This is a genomic window from Xylocopilactobacillus apicola, assembly GCF_033095985.1.
GTDB classification, from domain to species: Bacteria; Bacillota; Bacilli; order Lactobacillales; family Lactobacillaceae; genus Xylocopilactobacillus; species Xylocopilactobacillus apicola.
In genome coordinates, this window is the sequence record NZ_AP026802.1 from 271,270 (window position 1) to 289,540 (window position 18,271).

General features: G+C 38.8%; 23 protein-coding genes. 16 read left to right on the forward strand and 7 right to left on the reverse strand.

Translation table 11 applies throughout. The annotated features are described in order from the left end of the window. Window position 1 precedes the first annotated feature (1 nt). Both R8495_RS01485 and R8495_RS01490 read left to right on the forward strand, forming a co-directional pair. Window positions 2-670 carry an ABC transporter ATP-binding protein gene (locus R8495_RS01485; RefSeq protein ID WP_317635798.1) on the forward strand — a complete coding sequence of 223 codons (669 nt, stop codon included), beginning with the start codon at window positions 2-4 and terminating at the stop codon, window positions 668-670. Then, complete coding sequence (locus R8495_RS01490; RefSeq protein ID WP_317635799.1) at window positions 667-1,857, forward strand: ABC transporter permease; 1,191 nt, start codon at window positions 667-669, stop codon at window positions 1,855-1,857. Before R8495_RS01485 ends, R8495_RS01490 begins: the two co-directional genes overlap by 4 nt. Here R8495_RS01490 and R8495_RS01495 read toward each other — a convergent pair. Then, window positions 1,850-2,632: a Cof-type HAD-IIB family hydrolase gene (locus R8495_RS01495; protein WP_317635800.1), complete on the reverse strand. Its 783-nt coding sequence runs from the start codon at window positions 2,630-2,632 to the stop codon at window positions 1,850-1,852. The genes R8495_RS01490 and R8495_RS01495 overlap by 8 nt on opposite strands. 15 nt (window positions 2,633-2,647) lie before the next feature. Then, window positions 2,648-3,283: a TetR/AcrR family transcriptional regulator gene (locus tag R8495_RS01500; RefSeq protein WP_317635801.1), complete on the reverse strand. Its 636-nt coding sequence runs from the start codon at window positions 3,281-3,283 to the stop codon at window positions 2,648-2,650. Between the two features lie 169 nt (window positions 3,284-3,452). On the opposite strand from R8495_RS01500, the gene R8495_RS01505 reads away from it, so the two are divergent. Together R8495_RS01505 and R8495_RS01510 are read left to right on the forward strand one after the other, a co-directional pair. Continuing rightward, complete coding sequence (locus R8495_RS01505) at window positions 3,453-3,977, forward strand: HdeD family acid-resistance protein (RefSeq protein WP_317635802.1); 525 nt, start codon at window positions 3,453-3,455, stop codon at window positions 3,975-3,977. A 17-nt stretch (window positions 3,978-3,994) separates the two neighbouring features. Continuing rightward, a complete protein-coding gene (locus tag R8495_RS01510) occupies window positions 3,995-4,603 on the forward strand; it encodes a DUF4564 domain-containing protein (protein WP_317635803.1) in 609 nt (202 codons plus the stop codon). On the opposite strand, the gene R8495_RS11125 is transcribed toward R8495_RS01510, so the two are convergent. Then, complete coding sequence (locus R8495_RS11125) at window positions 4,600-4,932, reverse strand: phosphatase PAP2 family protein (RefSeq protein ID WP_425613280.1); 333 nt, start codon at window positions 4,930-4,932, stop codon at window positions 4,600-4,602. The two genes, R8495_RS01510 and R8495_RS11125, sit on opposite strands and share 4 nt — an antisense overlap. On the opposite strand from R8495_RS11125, the gene R8495_RS01515 reads away from it, so the two are divergent. From R8495_RS01515 to R8495_RS01525, 3 genes are all read left to right on the forward strand, one after another. Continuing rightward, a complete protein-coding gene (locus tag R8495_RS01515; protein WP_317635804.1) occupies window positions 4,841-5,113 on the forward strand; it encodes a hypothetical protein in 273 nt (90 codons plus the stop codon). The two genes, R8495_RS11125 and R8495_RS01515, sit on opposite strands and share 92 nt — an antisense overlap. A gap of 165 nt (window positions 5,114-5,278) precedes the next feature. Beyond that, entirely contained in the window at window positions 5,279-6,088 is an 810-nt protein-coding gene (locus tag R8495_RS01520) for a hypothetical protein (RefSeq protein ID WP_317635805.1), read from the forward strand. Between the two features lie 342 nt (window positions 6,089-6,430). After that, complete coding sequence (locus R8495_RS01525; protein WP_317635806.1) at window positions 6,431-6,748, forward strand: hypothetical protein; 318 nt, start codon at window positions 6,431-6,433, stop codon at window positions 6,746-6,748. A gap of 170 nt (window positions 6,749-6,918) precedes the next feature. Here the strand turns inward: R8495_RS01525 and R8495_RS01530 are convergent, their stop codons facing one another. The 4 genes from R8495_RS01530 to R8495_RS01545 form a co-directional block, all read right to left on the reverse strand. After that, window positions 6,919-7,971: a glycoside hydrolase family 73 protein gene (locus R8495_RS01530; protein ID WP_317635807.1), complete on the reverse strand. Its 1,053-nt coding sequence runs from the start codon at window positions 7,969-7,971 to the stop codon at window positions 6,919-6,921. Window positions 7,972-8,034: 63 nt separating this feature from the next. After that, window positions 8,035-8,817, reverse strand: coding sequence for an ABC transporter permease subunit (locus R8495_RS01535; RefSeq protein WP_317635808.1), 783 nt, complete (start codon window positions 8,815-8,817; stop codon window positions 8,035-8,037). Beyond that, complete coding sequence (locus tag R8495_RS01540) at window positions 8,814-9,761, reverse strand: ABC transporter ATP-binding protein (RefSeq protein WP_317635809.1); 948 nt, start codon at window positions 9,759-9,761, stop codon at window positions 8,814-8,816. The genes R8495_RS01535 and R8495_RS01540 overlap by 4 nt, the downstream gene beginning before the upstream one ends. Before the next feature lie 13 nt (window positions 9,762-9,774). Continuing rightward, a complete protein-coding gene (locus R8495_RS01545) occupies window positions 9,775-10,263 on the reverse strand; it encodes a QueT transporter family protein (protein WP_317635810.1) in 489 nt (162 codons plus the stop codon). A 104-nt stretch (window positions 10,264-10,367) separates the two neighbouring features. Here R8495_RS01545 and R8495_RS01550 point away from each other — a divergent pair, with 104 nt between their 5' ends. The 9 genes from R8495_RS01550 (at window position 10,368) to R8495_RS01590 (ending at window position 18,271) form a co-directional block, all read left to right on the forward strand. Next, window positions 10,368-11,213 carry a DUF1189 family protein gene (locus tag R8495_RS01550; RefSeq protein WP_317635811.1) on the forward strand — a complete coding sequence of 282 codons (846 nt, stop codon included), beginning with the start codon at window positions 10,368-10,370 and terminating at the stop codon, window positions 11,211-11,213. Further along, window positions 11,210-11,824 carry a TVP38/TMEM64 family protein gene (locus tag R8495_RS01555; RefSeq protein WP_317635812.1) on the forward strand — a complete coding sequence of 205 codons (615 nt, stop codon included), beginning with the start codon at window positions 11,210-11,212 and terminating at the stop codon, window positions 11,822-11,824. Before R8495_RS01550 ends, R8495_RS01555 begins: the two co-directional genes overlap by 4 nt. Window positions 11,825-11,940: 116 nt before the next feature. Continuing rightward, the gene (locus R8495_RS01560; protein ID WP_317635813.1) at window positions 11,941-12,213 is read left to right on the forward strand and encodes a hypothetical protein; all 273 of its coding nucleotides are present in this window, start codon (window positions 11,941-11,943) and stop codon (window positions 12,211-12,213) included. A 187-nt stretch (window positions 12,214-12,400) separates the two neighbouring features. After that, window positions 12,401-13,594, forward strand: a complete 1,194-nt coding sequence (locus R8495_RS01565) for an ABC transporter substrate-binding protein (RefSeq protein WP_317635814.1) — start codon at window positions 12,401-12,403, stop codon at window positions 13,592-13,594. 142 nt (window positions 13,595-13,736) lie between these two features. Then, complete coding sequence (locus tag R8495_RS01570; RefSeq protein WP_317635815.1) at window positions 13,737-14,924, forward strand: ABC transporter substrate-binding protein; 1,188 nt, start codon at window positions 13,737-13,739, stop codon at window positions 14,922-14,924. A 15-nt stretch (window positions 14,925-14,939) separates the two neighbouring features. Next, window positions 14,940-15,824, forward strand: coding sequence for a branched-chain amino acid ABC transporter permease (locus tag R8495_RS01575; protein ID WP_317635817.1), 885 nt, complete (start codon window positions 14,940-14,942; stop codon window positions 15,822-15,824). Continuing rightward, complete coding sequence (locus tag R8495_RS01580; RefSeq protein ID WP_317635818.1) at window positions 15,824-16,783, forward strand: branched-chain amino acid ABC transporter permease; 960 nt, start codon at window positions 15,824-15,826, stop codon at window positions 16,781-16,783. Before R8495_RS01575 ends, R8495_RS01580 begins: the two co-directional genes overlap by 1 nt. Then, window positions 16,783-17,574 (forward strand): ABC transporter ATP-binding protein, encoded by a 792-nt coding sequence (locus tag R8495_RS01585; protein ID WP_317635819.1) that lies wholly within the window; start codon window positions 16,783-16,785, stop codon window positions 17,572-17,574. Before R8495_RS01580 ends, R8495_RS01585 begins: the two co-directional genes overlap by 1 nt. Continuing rightward, window positions 17,561-18,271: an ABC transporter ATP-binding protein gene (locus R8495_RS01590; RefSeq protein WP_317635820.1), complete on the forward strand. Its 711-nt coding sequence runs from the start codon at window positions 17,561-17,563 to the stop codon at window positions 18,269-18,271. The genes R8495_RS01585 and R8495_RS01590 overlap by 14 nt, the downstream gene beginning before the upstream one ends.

Sequence of the window (18,271 nt, forward strand, 5' to 3'; positions counted from 1 at the left end):
CATGATTAAGATGAATAAAATTAATAAATCTTACGTCGTAAACGAAGATGAGCCGCTCTATGTCTTAAAAGATATCGATCTTAATATCGAAGAAAAAGAGTTCACGGCAATCATGGGACCGAGTGGCTCGGGAAAATCGACTTTAATTAACATTATTAGTTTTCTCGATCGAGATTTTGAAGGAGAATATTATTTCTCTGACCAAGATGTTAAAGAATTTAAAGATAATGAGCTTTCGGCGATGCGAAATCAGAACGTAGGATTTGTTTTTCAGTCATTTAATTTGATCGAAACAGACACAATTTATGAAAATGTTGAGCTGCCTTTGTTGTATCGAGGCGCCACTCATCGGAGTGCTAAACCCGTAGTTCTAAGTCAATTAGAAAAAGTGGGGCTTCTTTCAAAGAAAGATCAGCTGCCTAGTCAACTTTCAGGTGGTCAGAAGCAGCGAGTTGCAATCGCCAGAGCGCTTGCCAATAAACCGAAGTTTTTGGTAGCTGATGAACCGACTGGTGCGCTTGATAGTAAAACATCTGATGAAATTATGACGCTTTTTAAAGATCTAAACGCTCAACATGGCGTCACGATCTTAATGGTGACGCACGATCCAGAGGCTGCAAGATATTGTAAGCGAGTAATTGAAGTTAAAGATGGGCAGGTGATCGGATGAGAATTTCAATTAGCATTGAAACGGCAATTAAAGCGATCCTGAAAAACAAACGGCGTAGCTTTTTGACCATTATCGGTATTATTGTAGGAATTGCAGCCGTGATCACGATTGTGACTGTTGGTCGGGGTTATGAACGATATTCTCTTAAACAATTACTAGATAGTGATGACATGAAGAATAATCGGACCACGATTAGTTTCTCGCCCGAAGACAGTGATAATTTCGCCAAAAGTGGCTTTGTTTACTTTAACCAACACGATTTGGATTTGGTGCGTTCGGTTCCTGGCGTCAGTGAGGCTCAGTATGAAGTGGAGAAGCCCGACAAAATCTATCGTCAGCAGCCGGTCACTTTAAATAGTGGCTCTCAGAGTCAGAAGATTCATCTCGTCGATGGCGCTGGGGATCAAATCATTGCTGGGAAAAATTTGAGTTCATCTGACATTGGCAACAAAGTAGTTACGGTTTCTGACAAAATAGTTAAGGATTTGGATCCCAAGGCTACTAACAATGATATCGTGGGCAAAACGGTAGAAATTGGCGGCGAGTCTTTTTTGATTAAAGGAGTTTTTGATCCCGGGCTTGCGAGTTCAACGAGAGTGGAAATGAATAAATCTACTTATGAAAATTATTTTCGGGATTCGAACCAAAAGAATATTCAGATTACGGTTCCAAGTAAGGATAATCTCACTAAAGTTGCTAGCGAAGTCGTGAAAAAGCTAAACGGGCAGGGCAGCATGCATAATCAAGGCAACTACGATTTCTCTAATAACGCAGCAATGACAGACGTTATCAGCTCAACTCTGCAAATGTTGACGTTGATCGTTTCATTTATTGCCGGAATCTCGCTTTTCATCTCAGGCGTTGGGGTCATGAACATGGTTTACACTTCAATTTCAGAACGAATTAAAGAAATTGGGATTCGTCGGGCGCTTGGAGCAACGGGCAAGGCAATCCAGCGTCAATTCTTACTAGAAGGACTTCTCTTAACCTTGTTTGGCGGGATTATTGGCTACCTCCTCGGCGAACTTTTCGCCTTCTTGATTAGTCGAGCGATGAAATTTGATTTCACATTTGATCCTTTTGTGGCAGGGCTTGCGATGGGAATTTCAGTTTTAGTTGGCTTGGTGTTTAGCTATATTCCGTCAAAGAACGCTGCCCAAAAGAACGTTGTTGAGCTGATTAAGTAGATGCCAGTAAGCGCTCAATTGTTTTGAGCACAGCTTTGTCATTATTATTGCCAATCACTGCACTGGCAATTTTTTTGACTTCGGGAATTGCGTTTTCCATCGCAAAACTGTAGTGAGCGTGAGCTAACATTTCTCTATCGTTACCATTATCACCGAATGCCGCAACTTCCTCGGTGGGGATATTTAATCGCTCCTGAACTTTTTTAATTCCGGCCGCTTTGTGAACACCGGGCAAAATTAAATCAATCCCGCTGCCACCAGTGGGCACTGCAATTAATTCACCATCAAAATCGTTTTTAAAGGTGCTTTTTTCTTTAACCTCTACCGAATATTTAATGATGTCGTCGTTCAAGTTTTCAAGACTTTCAACTTTTTCAATTTGAGGAAAATATGATGAAGCAACTTTGAATTGTTCATCAGTGATCGTATCAAGAACGTAAGCACTTTTAAATCCGCAAGCAATCACAAAGTCAGGGTTTAATTGCTTTATAGCATTTAGCGCTTTGTTTTGCACCGCATTCGATATTCTGGCATGGTAAATCGGTTCTTGATGGAGCCAAATGTTCCCGCCATTTTCTGAAACAAATGTAATTTTCTCTCGGTAAGGCGCGAAAAAATTAGCAAGCTGAGCATATTGATTCCCGCTGGCAACAACAAATTCGACGTTTTGATCTTGCATCCGTTGAAATAGTTCTGCGAAATATTGGCGATCATATTCCTTATTATCATCTAAAAAAGTGCCATCCATATCGACAGCGATTAAACTAACAGTCATTTCAAAACTCCTTTTCTACTCGGGGGTTAACCCTTTAATTGTGAAATTAATGATCCGGGTAATTTCACTGAAATCGTCCCAGTCGGTTTCAAGAAACAAAAAATAGTGTTGGAGGACGTACCCCATTAACTCTGCTAAAAGAAAGCGAATGATTTCAGAATCGGGCCAATTTACCAACTGACCTTGCGCTTTTAATAAATCGAGGATTTGATTGAGCTCTTCAATTCTAACAGTTGGAATCCAGGAAATAAACGTGTCAGCCATTTTTCGATTGTAAGTGACTTCTTTAACTAATACTTGAACGGGTAGAATATTTTGCTTGATAAACCGGATTTGGTTGGTAAAAAAAGTGAAAACAAAATCATTTAGTTTGATTTGGTCATCATTAAAAAAATTTAACGGATGAGTTGGAAGCAATTCTTCTGCAAGGGGTTTAATAATCATGATTAATAACTCTTTTTTATTGCCGAACTTTTTGAAAAGGGTGCCCTCAGAAACTTTAGCAACTGTTGCAATTTCTTGTGTGCTAGTTGTGGCAAACCCGTTTTGAGCAAATAAATGAAGTGCAGCCTTAAAAATTAAACGCTGTTTCTCGCTCAAATTCTCTAACTCTTTGGTCTTACAGTAAATTGCGGGCAATTCTTTATTCATCTTGTTCACCTCCGTCTCATTTAAGTGAGTACTTGCTTCCTAAATTATAACGGAAAATCTTCATAAAATCTAATAAGATTCTTCCTGTGTTGACTTTGTTATGACTGCAATCTATAATTAATTATAGAAACAAGAAAGTAAGTAATCACTATCTGTGAGAGGTGGATTAATGTTGAATAATCAATACGAAGGTACAAGAAAGAAATTTCGTTGGGTCAGTTTAGTTTTTGGTTTAATTATGGCGGTTCTGGGACTGGTAGTTTTTATGCATCCCTATAAATTTGCTTTAACAATTACGTGGCTGTTCTCGCTGGCTATTTTGCTCAACGGGATTATCAGTTTTATCTTCTGGTATGATATTGGCCGCGATGGGTATCCGCGTCCGGGAGTGCTGTTGATTGATGCAATCCTTGATATTATTCTAGCGGTGCTGGTGTTGACATCATCAGGGCCAGATAAGTTTGTCATGCTGGGTTATATGTTTGCCTTTTGGTTTATCTTTGATTCGGCAACTTCGCTTTCAATGGCTTCGCTGTCATTTCACCCTGGGTTTAACATGGTCTTAGGGGTTCTAGGATTGATCATGGGTGTGATCATGTTATTTACGCCAATGATTGGTGCCGTAACGGTTGCATACTTGGCCGGAGCGTATTTATTAGTGTTTGGAATTTTGTTAGTTAGTCGAGCTTTTTGATCAATTAGGAGGTCAAAATGGAAAATGTGGTTTCAGTTTCATTTAATGATAACGCCAAAGCTTACCAGGCGTTGTCCGATTTAAAAAATAGTGTCTCGTCCTTTACAGTTTTAAGTGCTCGCTTGATCGAAAAAGTTGGCAATACCTACGTTCAAAAAGACGGCTTCGATGCCGACGCATACGGCGAAAACTTTGCTGAAGGCGGGATGATTGGGGCCTTGATTGGGATTTTAGGTGGTCCGCTGGGAGTTATTTTAGGCGGGAGTATCGGAATGCTGATCGGAAGTGCCAATGATGCTAGTTCAGAAACTAAAAAGCAAGACACGATGATGGAAATCGCGCAAGATTCAGAAAATGGTCTGGTATTGGTTTTAATCACCCAAGAATCCAGTTCTGATGATCTTGATGAATTCCTTCAAAAATACGACGTCAAGGCAATTATTCGTGAAGATTTCTCAGAAGTTCATCGCAAAATCTTGGCAGCAGAAAAAGCTCAAAAGCAACTTCAAAAGGATGCCCATGATGAGGTCATCGCTCAAAAGAAGAAAGCTTTTAAGAAAAAAGTTGCTGCAAGTCGTAATGAAATAAAAGCCCGGTTTGCTAAAATCACTGACGGCAAAAATTAATTTTTAAAGAAATGGCTTGGTGCTGTTTCTTTTTTTGATCGGGTAAAATTCCACCAGAATAGAGTTAAGAAGATTCCGCCCAGAATATCGCTAGGGTAGTGGACAAAAAGATAAACGCGGCTAAAAATAATAAATAAAAAGAATACAACCAGAAATGCTGTCAATGACCGCTTGAAGCGGGGCAACAGCGGGATAATGAAATAGAAGATCGACAGTACTAACAATAAAGACCCAAAAGTGTGCCCGCTTGGGAAGCTAAAAGAGCTTTCAGCAACTAATCGGGCGCTTGGACGCGGTCGAGCGATCAGTCTTTTAACTAACGTCAGCAAAATACCGCCGCTAATAAAGATTAGGGGTAAATCAATGGCAGAGCGCTTCTGCTGTTTGATAAATAAAAATAGGACTAAGAAAACCACCCACAGGGCAGTTGCTGGAGGACTGGCAAGTTTTGTGAGCTGGCTAATGATCGCGGTGCGCGCGGGAGTATGGAGCAGTTTTACTGCTGCCTGAATTGGTCGGTCTAAACCGCCAGTGAGCTTTAGTTTTACTAGGATTGTTAGTCCGATGAATGCTATAAGATTTGAAATGGCGTAAAGAAGATTTTTTTTAATTTTTCTACCTCAACTTTAATCATGAGTTATAATTAGTAAAACATTTTTCGAGGGTTTAAATTATTTGATCAAGAAAATTATCAAACTTAGTCAGAAAACTGATAAGGTTAAGTATAGCATAATCATCGCTTATTTATTTCTAGTGATCCCTGAATGCGTCTCAATGAGTTTGCCACATGCAGGGCTTATTTATAATTGGGTTTTTCGAGGGCTCAATATCGCAGGTTTACTGTTTTTTTGGGTCTGTTCGGTTCTTCTTGGAAGGCTTTCGGGGGTTACCCAAGGCTTTGGCGGCTACTTAGTTATTTTAAGTGTCCTTGTTGAGCAATTTTTTTCGTTTTTGTTTGGCAATCAAATTCTTTTTATTGTTCTCTTTGTTCTGGGCACCTTCTGGCTCATTTACGATTTGCTGCGGGCGTTTTTGTATTCTTCTACATTAGCTCGCCTTGATCCAAAAGCTTTGGGGTACAACGTCTGGGGGAACCTGGTCTTCTTTGTGACTGGCTTCTTGCTGGGCTTAACGCCGACGGTCAGCCTAGCTTATTTAAACGATACTGTTCGAAATGCGCGAGCGGCTCTAAACTTTTTTTACTATTTTCTGCACGTTATTTCCTTAGCGGCAATAATTCTTAGTGTTTTATTTTATCTCTATAATTTCAAAAAAAGAGTTAATCGCACCACCATTTGGGGGAATAGTTTTCTTATCATCGCAAGTTTTATCGTAGCTTTTTCGCTTTATTATTTCGACCATTTGGTGTGGAGCCCGCTTTTCTATTACATGGTGGCGCTAATGCTCTTGGGAGCAGTTCTCGTGATTCCGATCAATATTAATAAAGAATCGCTTAAGAATCACGATTTGGCTAAAGAAAATTAGGGAACGATATTGCAAAAATTTAAATTCATAAGAGAACTTCCATATATTTCATTAATTCATCTTTAACTTTAAATATTGCTGCATACTCCATTAGCAAACCTAAATTCTTCTTTTTGAGGTGAACGTAACTATTCATCGCTTGTTTAATAGTTTCTGCATGAGCCAGACGGAGAGGTGAAGACAGCAGACGAGATTATGAGTGAATCGGCTACGGCTAATCGCAAGCAGACGTAAGTTTGGGATCAAATTGGGAAGCAAACTTTAGAAGCAACAATTGATCTGGGAACCCATCTTGGAGCACTTAGAAATCAAGAATATAAAAGTTTAGCGCAGAATTTGAAGTTGACCGATAATCGCAACGAACGAACGGGCAAGAATTGGCGCATTGAAGCAGCGGTAACGAGACCATTTAAGCACACAACAGATCCAACAAAAGTGATTAGTGGCGATCCGCTTTATTATCATGACACGACTTTGGGGACGAAGACTCATTTAACCTCTACGGCACAAGTGCTGTATAACGGTACTGCGACAAGTGACTATCAAGAGGTCAAGAATTATCCTTGGAATTTGAGCTTTAAAGCAAATCCTATTGATATCCCGACAGAAGGAAGATATAATGTAATAGTGATATTTATCTTGGTAAATGTTGCACCTTAAGTTTTAGTCTCTATAATATTGAGTGTTGATCAGTAATGATCGGCGCTCTTTATTTTGCAATTAAATCGACTAGACGCTAGTAAAGATTTATCTTAAATCCTCAATAATCGAAAGTATCAATAATAGAAAACAAATTAAAAAAGCAAACGATTTTCTCGCTTGCTTTTTTCTTAAAGCTTAGTTACATAGGTGCCGTCAATCCATTGATTGTTACCGACGTTGTACCACGTAACTCCGTTAACATAATATTTGGAAAAGTACTGCCAATCGGTACCATGGAGCAACTTCTGACCAGTAAAATTACGATCGGTAGTCGCACGATCCCAAACGGCGATGCTGTAGTTAGGCACGTAATTAACTCTAACTACTCCTTGTTCACTAACTGCTTCTTCTGAATTTGCGAGTTGAACATATTGACTTAACACCCATTGTTTAGTTCCAACTTGATAAAAAGTTGAACCGTCATGTAAGGTGATCTTCTTGCTCACATTTACTGCCGCACCATGAGGCAGGTACTGACCAGTCTCTTGTCTAATTCCCGCAAAGGAATCATAAGTCTTGACCCCATATCCTGGCACGTAATTAATTGTTCCAGTTGCCAATAAGTTCTCAACTTGCGGATCAAGTTGTTGTAAGTTATATCTTTGAATTGCTGAAATTAAAGTGTTTGCGTAAGTCGGACTTGTTGCATAGCGACCTTGGAGCCAATTTGCAGAATCTTGGTAGCTAGAAGTGTTCTCTAACCAAGTTCCCTTATAATACAAAGCATCCCAACTTAAGCCATAACGAAGCTTTTGGGCGTTGTCTTCAAAACTTTCACCATAATTGTTGTAAGCTCTGAATTTGGCGTCAATTGTGATGTATTGGCCGCTGTTTTTGTCCCATTCTTTAGTGGGATAAGTAACGCTTTTGCCAGGCCAAGAATCGTTTGCTTTCATCCCGAACAAATTGTAGTTAGGCGCACTTCCTAATTGAGATTTACCCCAATTACTTTCAATAATTGCTTGAGCCATCATAATTGATGCCCACAAGCCATATTTATCTGACATCTGAAGCACATAAGGCTTAGTTGAATTGATAAAGTCTTGTTGACTGGCGTTCAGATTTGGAATCGAACCAGCGTCGTAAGTTTGCGGCGCTGTGTCTACAGCAGCCCCAACGGGTGCGATCGGTAAACTAATTAATGCTAATGCTGTGATACATATTTTTTTCTTATTAAACACAATCTACTCCTGAAAAATTATCTATCTAGAATATCATAAATTTTTTTTTCTGCAAATCCCATTTTAATTTGCGAGTGAAATATCTTTTTTACTGAAAATAAAATCTCCAATTAGATAGAAAATGAAAGCATAAGCAAGGTTAGTGATTATTGTGATTAATAAATTGCCATCGAAACTTATTTTATCAGCGTTCATTAGGCCCAGAAGGTACGAGTTTGATTGAAGAGGGCACAATTTGAAAATCCACCCATTTCGATCAATTTTTAGGAATTGGGCAGCTAAACTCCAGACTGGCGATCCCATCGTAAAATAAATAAAGGTGACGGCGGTAGTAAAGGCAGAGCTATCAACTAAAGCTGAAATCATCAAGGCAAAAGAACAGAAAAATACGCTGACTACTAAAATCTTTGCAATTGTGACCACCAGCTGGCTCATCGCAAAACTGAAAGGTGGCAGTTCACCAAGAAATATAAATTGAAGAAAATAGTTCAAAAGTTCTGAAATACTTCCATAAACTACCATCAAGATAATTATCGAACTAAATTTTGCCAACATAATTTTGTGACGGTTGTAAGGCCGTGTCAGCAGGAATTTGATTGTACCACTAGAAGCTTCCTTGGTAATGGTAGTTGCTGCGCAGACCATTCCAAAAAAGATCAGATAAATAAAAGTAATTTGAGAAGTTCCTAAAAAATAGCTATCAGGCTCAGAGGCACTACTAGTATTTTCAAAGATTCGAACGATACTTAAAAATCCAACTGTGGTAATTAATTGAAAAACAGGGAAAATGATTGAAATTCTTTTTTGGTGGAAAAATTTGCGCCATTCATTGATTATAAGTTTCATGAGTTTAACCCTTTCTTTTCATTATCAGCGGTAATGGAATCTAAAAATGAATCTTCAAGTGAACTATGCGAAAGGTTAAGCCCGAGAAGTGCAATTTCATTATTAACGAGCAAGCGCGCAATTTCTGGTCTTTGATCGGTTTCGTTAGCATTTACTGTAATTTCTAGTCGATTAAGATTGTTGGTCACTTGATAACCATTTCTGGTTAAGATTTCTTCGGCACGGGTAATGTCATCGGCAACTTCGACGTAGATAATCGAGTTGCTACGATTTAGAAATTCGCTCATTGTGCCTTCATAGATTTTCTCACCTTTATTAATGATAAAAAGGTCGTTAACAATGTCTTGAATCTCTGAAAGAATGTGACTGGAGATGATAATGCTGTTTCCCTGTTTGACGAATTTTTTCATTAATTCGCGGAAGTCTTTCATTCCTTTAGGATCAAGTCCATTCATTGGCTCATCTAAAATCAAGATTTTGGGATGATGTAGAGTGGCGTTAGCCACTCCTAAGCGTTGTCGCATCCCCAACGAATAACCTTTAACTTTTTTGTCTTGAGCATCGGCGAGGCCGGTTTCGATTAAATCTTGTTTTAATTCGTCATTGGTAATGTTCTTGCGACTCATATCGGCAAAAATACGAAGATTTTCAAGCCCAGTAAGATAATTATAAAATTCAGGGCTTTCGATGATGGTGCCGACATTAAAAACAGCTTTTTCGAAATCTCTAATCGTATCATAGCCGCAAATTTCGACATTTCCATCGCTTTGGTGCATTAAACCAGTGATAATTCTTAAGAGCGTCGTTTTGCCCGCTCCGTTGGGGCCAAGAAAACCCATTACCCGTCCGGGAGCAACCTTGAAGGAAAGATCTTTAAGAATTTGATGTCCTTGAATTTGCTTCGAGACGTGATTTACCTCAACTAAATAGTTGGTATTTTCCAAACTTTCTCACTTTCTAATCTAAATAAAGATTAACTAAATTTTGTTTTTGAACTAGATACATTGCAACCCCTGTGATGGTCAAAACAAAACCTTCCCACAAAACAAGCCCTACGTAAGTGTTCATTAAGGCGCTCGATTTAACAAGGCCTTGAAACCAGAGCTCCCAAGCGATGATAAACATCGAAAGAGAGAATACAACGTCGAGAGTAATGTATTTAGCTAAGAGACTTTTCATTTTTTTGGTTATGAAATAGATGAAAAGCAGCACAAGGACAGTTTGAGCAGTACCCACAATTACATCAAGGAACATCGGCGAACTGATATTGGCAATTGCACAACCTACCCCCAAGGCATAAGCATACCGATAATCGTAGAAAATCAAAAAATCTAAAGCCTCGGCTAACCGAAATTGAACGGGTCCAAACTGATTTGGTAAAAATAAAGTTAGGACCGCGTATAAGGCCGCGACCACTGCAAGTTTTGCAATATTTTTAACAGACAAAATAATTTTCCTCCTTTGATAACAATACTAAATTTAGGCGAAATCTTAGCACTTGTCAAACGAGCGGCGCAGCTGTGGTATACTTTTAGTCATCGAGGATAAACATGAATAAAGAGATTAAAGAATCTAGTAAGATTACTTTTTTGCGGCGCTTTTATGAGCCACGTGAAATGTTTCTAAAGCGTAAGTATAAGTGGTGGCAGAATTTAATGTTTCTGCTGCTGTTTGCTTTTGTTGCAACTATGGCGACGTTTTCCTTTTTGGCGCGACCTGAGATTTACAATGAAACAATTAGCTCGTCTTTGTCCTATTACACCAATAAAATCAAGGACCCAGAGTTTAAAAAGGCACTGGACACAGCGAAATTTAAAGATGGACAGTTAATTTATCAAGGCAAGAAGCGCATTCGTAAAAGTAAACAGTTTGATTTGGGAATTAATTTAACCGCTGCTGATTTGAAAAAAAGTAAGGCGAAATCAGGCTTGGTTTTCATGAAAAATAAGATTGTTCTTTATGCGCAAAATGGTAGCGACAAATCGCACAAGTTAGAAAGTATTGATTTCTCTTACGATCAGGATTTTAATCCCCACAGCAGCAATTTAAAAGGCGAACTGGAGCGAGCCTGGTCTAAAGAAAATAAGCGAGCTTATCTGCAGATGAGCCTCTCGACTTGGTTTATTGGCTTTGTCTATCGAATTCTTCTGATTTGGTTAATTTTGATTCTGATAATTAGAGCGATCATTAGAAAAGTCAATCACCGAGAGGAGTCGATGGTCAATCTTTTTGGCTTTTTGTCAAATGCCTCTGCAATTCCAACTATTTTGATGAGTATTGTTATCGCTATTTATTTTAATGCGTTGTTAGTGACAATTATTTTCTTAATTGCTCTGGTAATTATTGTTGCTATTGCATGGCATCAGACGAGATTTTTAGATGAAGAGAAAAAATGAAATTAAAACCGGAAACAAGTCGTAAATTTATTAGCATCTTCTCTGTCGTAGCCATTTTGCTGACAATAGTTTTGACAATTTGGGCTTTGAAGACCGGAATTTTTACCGATAAGAAAAAAATGATTGCGCTTTTGGGACACCATGAAGTGGTCAAAGTGCTGGTATTTATTTTTCTGCAAATCTTTCAAGTGGTTGTGCCAATTATTCCTGGTGGCATTACCCTGGGAGTTGGCGTTTTGGTTTTTGGACCTTTTTGGGGGTTTGTCTACAACTACCTTAGTATTTGCCTGGGTTCACTAATTAATTTTTATTTGGCCCGCCGTTTTGGTAAAAGGTTTATTCAATATGTGGCTAAGCCTGAAACTTATGAGAAGTACGAGAATATGGCAAATAAGAATAATCGTTTTCTTTGGTTTTTTGCTGCCATGATTGCTGCGCCGTTTGCCCCTGATGATATTTTGTGCCTTGTTGCGGGTTTAACGGAGATGACTTACCGTCAGTTCATTATTGTAATTCTGATTTGTAAGATTCCATCAATTATCTCATATAGTTTTGTTTTGGTTTTTGGTGGAGATTTCTTGGGGAAAATATTGCGAAGTTGGCATCATTAAATTGGATCAAAATCAATATTGATAAAAAATTTACTCGTAGAATGCAAATTTTTTGGAAAAATATCCTCTATACTAGGGATAGTGAAAAGTTAAGTTAAAAAGAGGGAGTAATAATTTTGAGAGGGGAGCAGGAAAATATAATACGGGCCAAACACTTGTTTTCTATTTATCAGAAATTAAAACGTGCCATTGATCGTATTAAACTAAATAGCCCAGGAATTAAATTAGATCAGGTGATGCCCGATTTACTAATGGCAGAACAAGAAATTATAAAAGAGTACGATGAAATTTATTTGCTTTTACAAGTTAGGTTCCTAATGAATTGTGAAGACTTTGAAGAACTTGATTTGCAGTATATCGATCTTGATGACTTAGGGGATAATAAATAGAAGATATAATGGTTATTTATGAAACCGGTTCATATTAATGAACGGGCTTTTTTGCTGTCTAAAATATCAAAATTTTAATTATGATTTTTTTGAATGAAAAAATTCATCTGTTAGGAAAACTTTCATTGACATGTATAAGGCATTTCCATACAATTAACCCTAACATTTTTTAACCTGGGAGGGTAATATGATGAAAAAGAATGAAAAACAAGTAATTATCATTATTGGATTTTGGGCGTTGTCAATGTTTTTTCTAGTCGGATGTGCGTCAAAGCCTAAATCTACAGGCAATTCGGCTCACGGCTCTAATGTATCGATTGGAGTTAACTTAGAGTTAAGCGGCAATGCGGCAGCTTATGGCCAAGCAGCGCTTAAAGGAATCAATTACGCAAGTGAACAGATCAATGACGCGGGTGGGATCAAAATTAATGGTCAGCGATTGCGTCTTAAATTAATTGTTAAAGACAACACGAGCAACAATTATCAAACTGCGATGAGCAATTCAAACCTCGCATCAAATGCTAAAGTTTCAGCTATAATTGGACCTTGTGTGTCTGCTAACGTGGCAGCAGGCTTGCCAAAAGCAACGGAAGCATCAGTACCAGTTCTCACCTCCCAGGGAACCTCTGATACCTTAACTCTTAAAAGAGATGGATCGGTTCAGCCAGATGCATTTCGGGCCTGTTATACCGATAGTTATCAAGGAGTTATTTTGGCGCACTTTGCTGATCTCGATTTGAAGGCAGATACTGTGGCAATTTTAGGCGACAAGACCTCTGACTATTCGGCTGGTTTGATCAAAGCTTTTAAAGGTGCCTACAAAGGAAAAATTGTCGATACCCAGTATTATCAGGCAGGCGATAAGGATTTTAGTGCAACTCTTACTAAATTAAAAACCGAAAAATTTAAAGCTCTGTTTGTGCCAGGTTACTATAATGAGGCCGGTTTGATCATCAAACAAGCGCGGCAACTTGGAATCAAAGCGGCAATTTTGGGACCCGACGGTTTCTCTGATGACACTTTATTCAAATTAGCGGGCAAGAAGAATTCTAATGACATTTATTACACTAATCACTTTGATTCGCTCGCAGCGGTCAATAACCGAGTAGAGCCATTTATTAAATCATACAAACAAAAATTTCACGAAGAGCCTTCAGGTTTCACGGCTCTTGGATATGATGCAGTTTATATGATTAAAGCTGCAATGGAAAATAAGCAATCGACTAATTCGATTAAAGTTGCACAGGGCTTAGCTAATTTGAAAGATTTCCAGGGTGTGACTGGCAATATGACAATGGATCGTTTTCATAATCCCAAAAAAGACGTCATTGTGGTGAAATATGATCACGGGGTAAAAGTTTCGGCTAAGGCAGTCAAATAGAATCATCTTTGATTTTTATGCATAATATTCAGCGAAAGTGTTTGAACTTCTCGCTGTTTTTTTATAAATATTATTTGACATGTATAAATAGTTTACGTAGAATAGAGCCTAATACTTTTAAATGAAAGGCGGAGAAAATTTTATGAAACGAGTGAAGCAACTTGCAGCGATGATCGGTTTATTTTCGCTAATGGCAATTGTTTTGTCAGGTTGTGCTGCCAAAGCCAAGGCGACGGGGAATGATTCGAAAGGTTCAGAGGTCTTGGTTGGTGTGAACATTGAGCTTAGTGGTAGCGCAGCTTCTTATGGTCAAGCAACTCTTAAGGGGATCAATTATGCTGCTGAACAAATTAATGACTCTGGCGGAATTAAGGTTAATGGCAAGCAGATGAAGTTGAAATTAATTACAAAAGACGATACTAGTAATAATTATCAAACTGCAATGGCATCCTCTAACTTGGCTTCAAGCGCTAAAGTTTCGGCGATTGTTGGCCCTTGTGTTTCTGCTAGTTTTGCAGCAGCTTTGCCAAAAGCTACTGAAGCGGCAGTCCCGACGGTTGCACCTGCAGGAACAGCTGACACTTTAACCCAAAAAAAAGATGGCTCAGTTCAGCCTGATGCTTTTCGAACTTGTTATACAGACAGTTATCAAGGCGTAATTCTTGCACATTATGCTTACAACGATTTGAAAGCTGACACAGTGGCAATCCTTGGGGATAAAACTTCTGATTATTCAGCAGGTTTAATTAAAGCTTTCAAAGGTGCATATAAAGGCAAGATTGTAGATACTCAGTATTATCAAGCTGGGGATAAGGATTTTAATGCAACGATTACTAAACTGAAAAATGAGAAGTTTAAAGCATTGTTTGTTCCTGGGTACTATAACGAAGCTGGTTTGATTATCAAGCAAGCACGTCAAGCAGGCATCAAAGCGGCGATTTTAGGGCCGGATGGTTTCTCAGATGACACATTATTTAAACTAGCAGGCAAGGAAAATGTAACTGATGTATATTATACAAATCATTTCGATGCAACAGCACCAGCTAATGATAAAGTTCGTCCTTTTGTTAATTCATACAAAAAGAAGTTTAAAGAAGAACCTTCAGGCTTTACTGCTTTAGGATATGACGCAGTATTTATGATTAAAGAAGCGATGGAAAAACGTCAGTCAACTAATTCAATTGAAGTTGCCAAAGGGCTTGCTGAGTTGAAAGATTTTGAAGGGGTGACTGGCACGATGACAATGGATCGCCTTCATAATCCGAAAAAAGATGTCATTGTCGTGAAGTTTAATCACGGAGTTAAAGTATCAGCTAAAGCGGTACGATAAAAAGGGGGATTAAGCATGCAGGTATTTATACAACAAATTTTTAATGGGATCTTTTTGGGGAGTATTTATGCCCTACTAGCCCTAGGTTATACGATGGTTTATGGAATTATCGGATTGATCAATTTTGCGCATGGTGATGTTTACATGATTGGTGCATTTATTGGTTTTTATCTGATCACTTCATTGCATCTGAATTTCTGGGTTACTTTAATCTTGACGATGGCAGCTTGTGCGTTAATCGGAATGCTAATTGAATTTCTGGCTTATCGGCCTTTAAGGCATCATGGAGCTCCCAAGATTACTGCCTTGATTACTGCAATCGGGGTTTCGTTTCTATTAGAAAATGGAATGACTTTCCTTTTTGGAGGAGATTCTAGACCATTTCCGCAAGCAATTAAATTGGTGACTTACCACATTGGATTTTTAGATGTTACTAATATTCAGATTTTAATTTTTGTCGTTGCGGTTGCGCTAATGATTGCCCTCCAGTTCATTGTTCAAAAAACCAAGATGGGTCGCGCAATGCGGGCTGTTTCCGTTGATACAGAAGCTGCGAGCATCGTCGGAATTAAAGTTGATCAGACGATTTCTTTTACTTTTGCAATTGGTTCAGCTCTCGCTGGGGCTGCTGGAGTCTTAATTGGACTTTACTATAACTCAATTGATCCATTAATGGGGATGACGCCTGGGATCAAAGCCTTTATCGCAGCAGTTGTGGGCGGAATCGGAGTAATTCCAGGAGCAGCCCTTGGTGGCTGGCTCATCGGCTTAATTGAGACGCTGACTTATTCAATCGGGATTTCTTCTTGGAAAGATGCTGCAGTTTATGCAGTTCTAATTCTCGTACTCTTAGTTCGTCCGACGGGGATATTCGGTAAAAAGGAAGGGGAGAAAGTCTAATGAAAAGAAATATCAGAGATCAACTCATTTGGCTTGCGATTGCAGTTGGCGGTTGGCTAGTCATTGACTTGTTAACCTTAGTTGGAATCATCAGTCCTTTTATTCTGACCATAATTACTATGATTGAAATTAACGTAATTTTAGCAGTGAGCTTGAATTTAATCTTAGGTGTTTCCGGTCAATTCTCGCTTGGTCACGCTGGATTTATGGCAATTGGTGCCTATGCTTCAGCAATTGTAGCTGAAAAGTCAAACAGCATTTGGGGATTTGCTTTAGGAATTTTAATTGGAATGGCGATTTCAGGCATTATTGCCTTGATTGAAGGAATTCCGACTTTGCGTCTGCGCGGAGATTATCTAGCAATTGCAACACTTGGAGTTTCTGAAATTATTCGAATTACAATCAATAATCTCGAAATTACCAACGGACCAAAAGGAATTTTCAACATCCCAGCGCAAGCAGATTGGTCGATTGTTTATATCTTTGCAGCAGTTATTACGATGGTAATTGTTAATCTTGTGCATAGTAAGACTGGTCGGGCAATTCTTTCGGTCAGAGACAACGAAATTGCCGCTGCCTCTTTGGGGATTAATACCACTAAGTTTAAAGTAATTGCTTTTGTCGTAGGAGCAGTCGCTGCAAGCGTGGCAGGCAGTCTTTATGCTACTTACCTACAAAGCATCACTCCTAGTAACTTTTCTTTTATGCAGTCAATTTCAACACTGATTATTGTTGTTCTAGGTGGAGTTGGTAGTATTACTGGCTCGATTCTAGCGGCGGTAGTGCTTGGGTTTGTTGATATTATTTTGCAAAATTACGGAGCTTTGAGAATGGTACTCTATTCTTTGATGTTAATTGCATTTATGCTATTTCGACCATCTGGCTTCCTTGGAACTTGGGAATTTTCAATTTCGCGCCTGTTTTCGGCAAAAAATAAATCGCAAAAGGAGAGCAAGTGATGGCAGAATTACTACAAGTAGAGGATTTAACGAAGAATTTTGGCGGCTTGACAGCAGTTAGTGATGTTTCACTTCACGTCGACGAAGGAGAATTGATTGCTTTGATTGGTCCTAACGGCGCAGGCAAAACAACGATTTTTAACTTGCTCACTGGCGTAAACGTTCCAAGTAGCGGCACAATCAAACTAAAAGTTGATGGCAAAATGGAACTGTTGAATGGTAAATCAGTCCACCGGATTGCTGATCTTGGGATGGCGCGGACTTTTCAAAATATCCGCTTGTTTGATCAGTTAACAGTTCTTGATAACGTAATGGTTGGCATGACAAGTAAAAAACACGAAGGAATGTTAGCCGAAGTTTTACGCTTGCCTAGTTTTTACCGTTCGGAAAATGAAATGTATCAAGAGGCAATGAAATTACTTGCGCTATTTAAAATGGAAGAATACGCCGATCAAAAAGCAAGCAATTTGGCTTATGGTGAACAGCGAAGACTAGAGATTGCCAGAGCGCTTGCTACAAAGCCGAATCTTTTGTTTTTAGATGAACCGGCAGCTGGGATGAATCCGAATGAAACGGCAGATCTAACTCAAACTATTCAGATGATCCAAAAAGAATTCAATTTAGCAGTAGTTTTGATTGAACATGATATGAACTTGGTTATGGAACTGGCAAAAAGAATCTATGTTTTGGAGTACGGCAAATTGATTGCAGAAGGAACTCCGGCAGAAATTCAAAATAACGAAGAAGTAATTCGGGCATACCTAGGAGGTGACGACGATGTCTTTGCTTGAAGTTAAGGACCTTTCGGTTTCCTATGGTGCAATTAAAGCAGTTACGGATGTTAACTTCTATGTTAACGAAGGAGAGATTGTTTCTTTGATCGGAGCAAACGGAGCTGGTAAATCAACAACTCTTTTGACAATATCTGGTTTAATTAAAGCGCAATCGGGTCAGATATCATTTGCAGGCAATGATTTATTTAAACAAATGCCTTCACAGATTGTGGCAAATGGAATTTCTCAAGTTCCAGAAGGACGCCACGTTTTTCCTGGCTTGAGCGTACTTGAAAATTTACAGATGGGTGCATTTTTAAGACATGACCGAGAAGAAATTCACGCTGATTACGAGAAAATTTTCGAACATTTTCCAGTGTTAAAAGAACGTCGGAATCAAGATGCTGCTACTCTTTCGGGGGGAGAACAGCAAATGTTGGCAATGGGTCGAGCAATGATGGCACGTCCTAAGCTGCTTTTACTCGATGAGCCTTCAATGGGGCTGGCGCCTTTGTTCATTAAAGAAATTTTTCGAATTATTCAACAAATCCAAAAAGAAGGAACAACAGTCCTTTTGATCGAACAAAACGCTAGAACTGCTTTGGCAATTGCAGATCGAGGCTACGTGTTGGAAACTGGCAAGATCACCATGACTGGAACTGGAACTGAGTTGTTGAATGATCCACAAGTGAAAAAAGCATATTTAGGAGGGTAA

What these genes read in the sequence shown, in the direction of transcription:
- R8495_RS01485 (WP_317635798.1), top strand. Translation starts at nt 2, where the DNA reads ATGATTAAGATGAATAAAATTAATAAATCTTACGTCGTAAACGAAGAT.
- R8495_RS01490 (WP_317635799.1), top strand. Translation starts at nt 667, where the DNA reads ATGAGAATTTCAATTAGCATTGAAACGGCAATTAAAGCGATCCTGAAA.
- R8495_RS01495 (WP_317635800.1), bottom strand. Translation starts at nt 2,632, where the DNA reads ATGACTGTTAGTTTAATCGCTGTCGATATGGATGGCACTTTTTTAGAT.
- R8495_RS01500 (WP_317635801.1), bottom strand. Translation starts at nt 3,283, where the DNA reads ATGAATAAAGAATTGCCCGCAATTTACTGTAAGACCAAAGAGTTAGAG.
- R8495_RS01505 (WP_317635802.1), top strand. Translation starts at nt 3,453, where the DNA reads ATGTTGAATAATCAATACGAAGGTACAAGAAAGAAATTTCGTTGGGTC.
- R8495_RS01510 (WP_317635803.1), top strand. Translation starts at nt 3,995, where the DNA reads ATGGAAAATGTGGTTTCAGTTTCATTTAATGATAACGCCAAAGCTTAC.
- R8495_RS01535 (WP_317635808.1), bottom strand. Translation starts at nt 8,817, where the DNA reads ATGAAACTTATAATCAATGAATGGCGCAAATTTTTCCACCAAAAAAGA.
- R8495_RS01550 (WP_317635811.1), top strand. Translation starts at nt 10,368, where the DNA reads ATGAATAAAGAGATTAAAGAATCTAGTAAGATTACTTTTTTGCGGCGC.
- R8495_RS01555 (WP_317635812.1), top strand. Translation starts at nt 11,210, where the DNA reads ATGAAATTAAAACCGGAAACAAGTCGTAAATTTATTAGCATCTTCTCT.
- R8495_RS01565 (WP_317635814.1), top strand. Translation starts at nt 12,401, where the DNA reads ATGATGAAAAAGAATGAAAAACAAGTAATTATCATTATTGGATTTTGG.
- R8495_RS01570 (WP_317635815.1), top strand. Translation starts at nt 13,737, where the DNA reads ATGAAACGAGTGAAGCAACTTGCAGCGATGATCGGTTTATTTTCGCTA.
- R8495_RS01575 (WP_317635817.1), top strand. Translation starts at nt 14,940, where the DNA reads ATGCAGGTATTTATACAACAAATTTTTAATGGGATCTTTTTGGGGAGT.
- R8495_RS01580 (WP_317635818.1), top strand. Translation starts at nt 15,824, where the DNA reads ATGAAAAGAAATATCAGAGATCAACTCATTTGGCTTGCGATTGCAGTT.
- R8495_RS01585 (WP_317635819.1), top strand. Translation starts at nt 16,783, where the DNA reads ATGGCAGAATTACTACAAGTAGAGGATTTAACGAAGAATTTTGGCGGC.
- R8495_RS01590 (WP_317635820.1), top strand. Translation starts at nt 17,561, where the DNA reads ATGTCTTTGCTTGAAGTTAAGGACCTTTCGGTTTCCTATGGTGCAATT.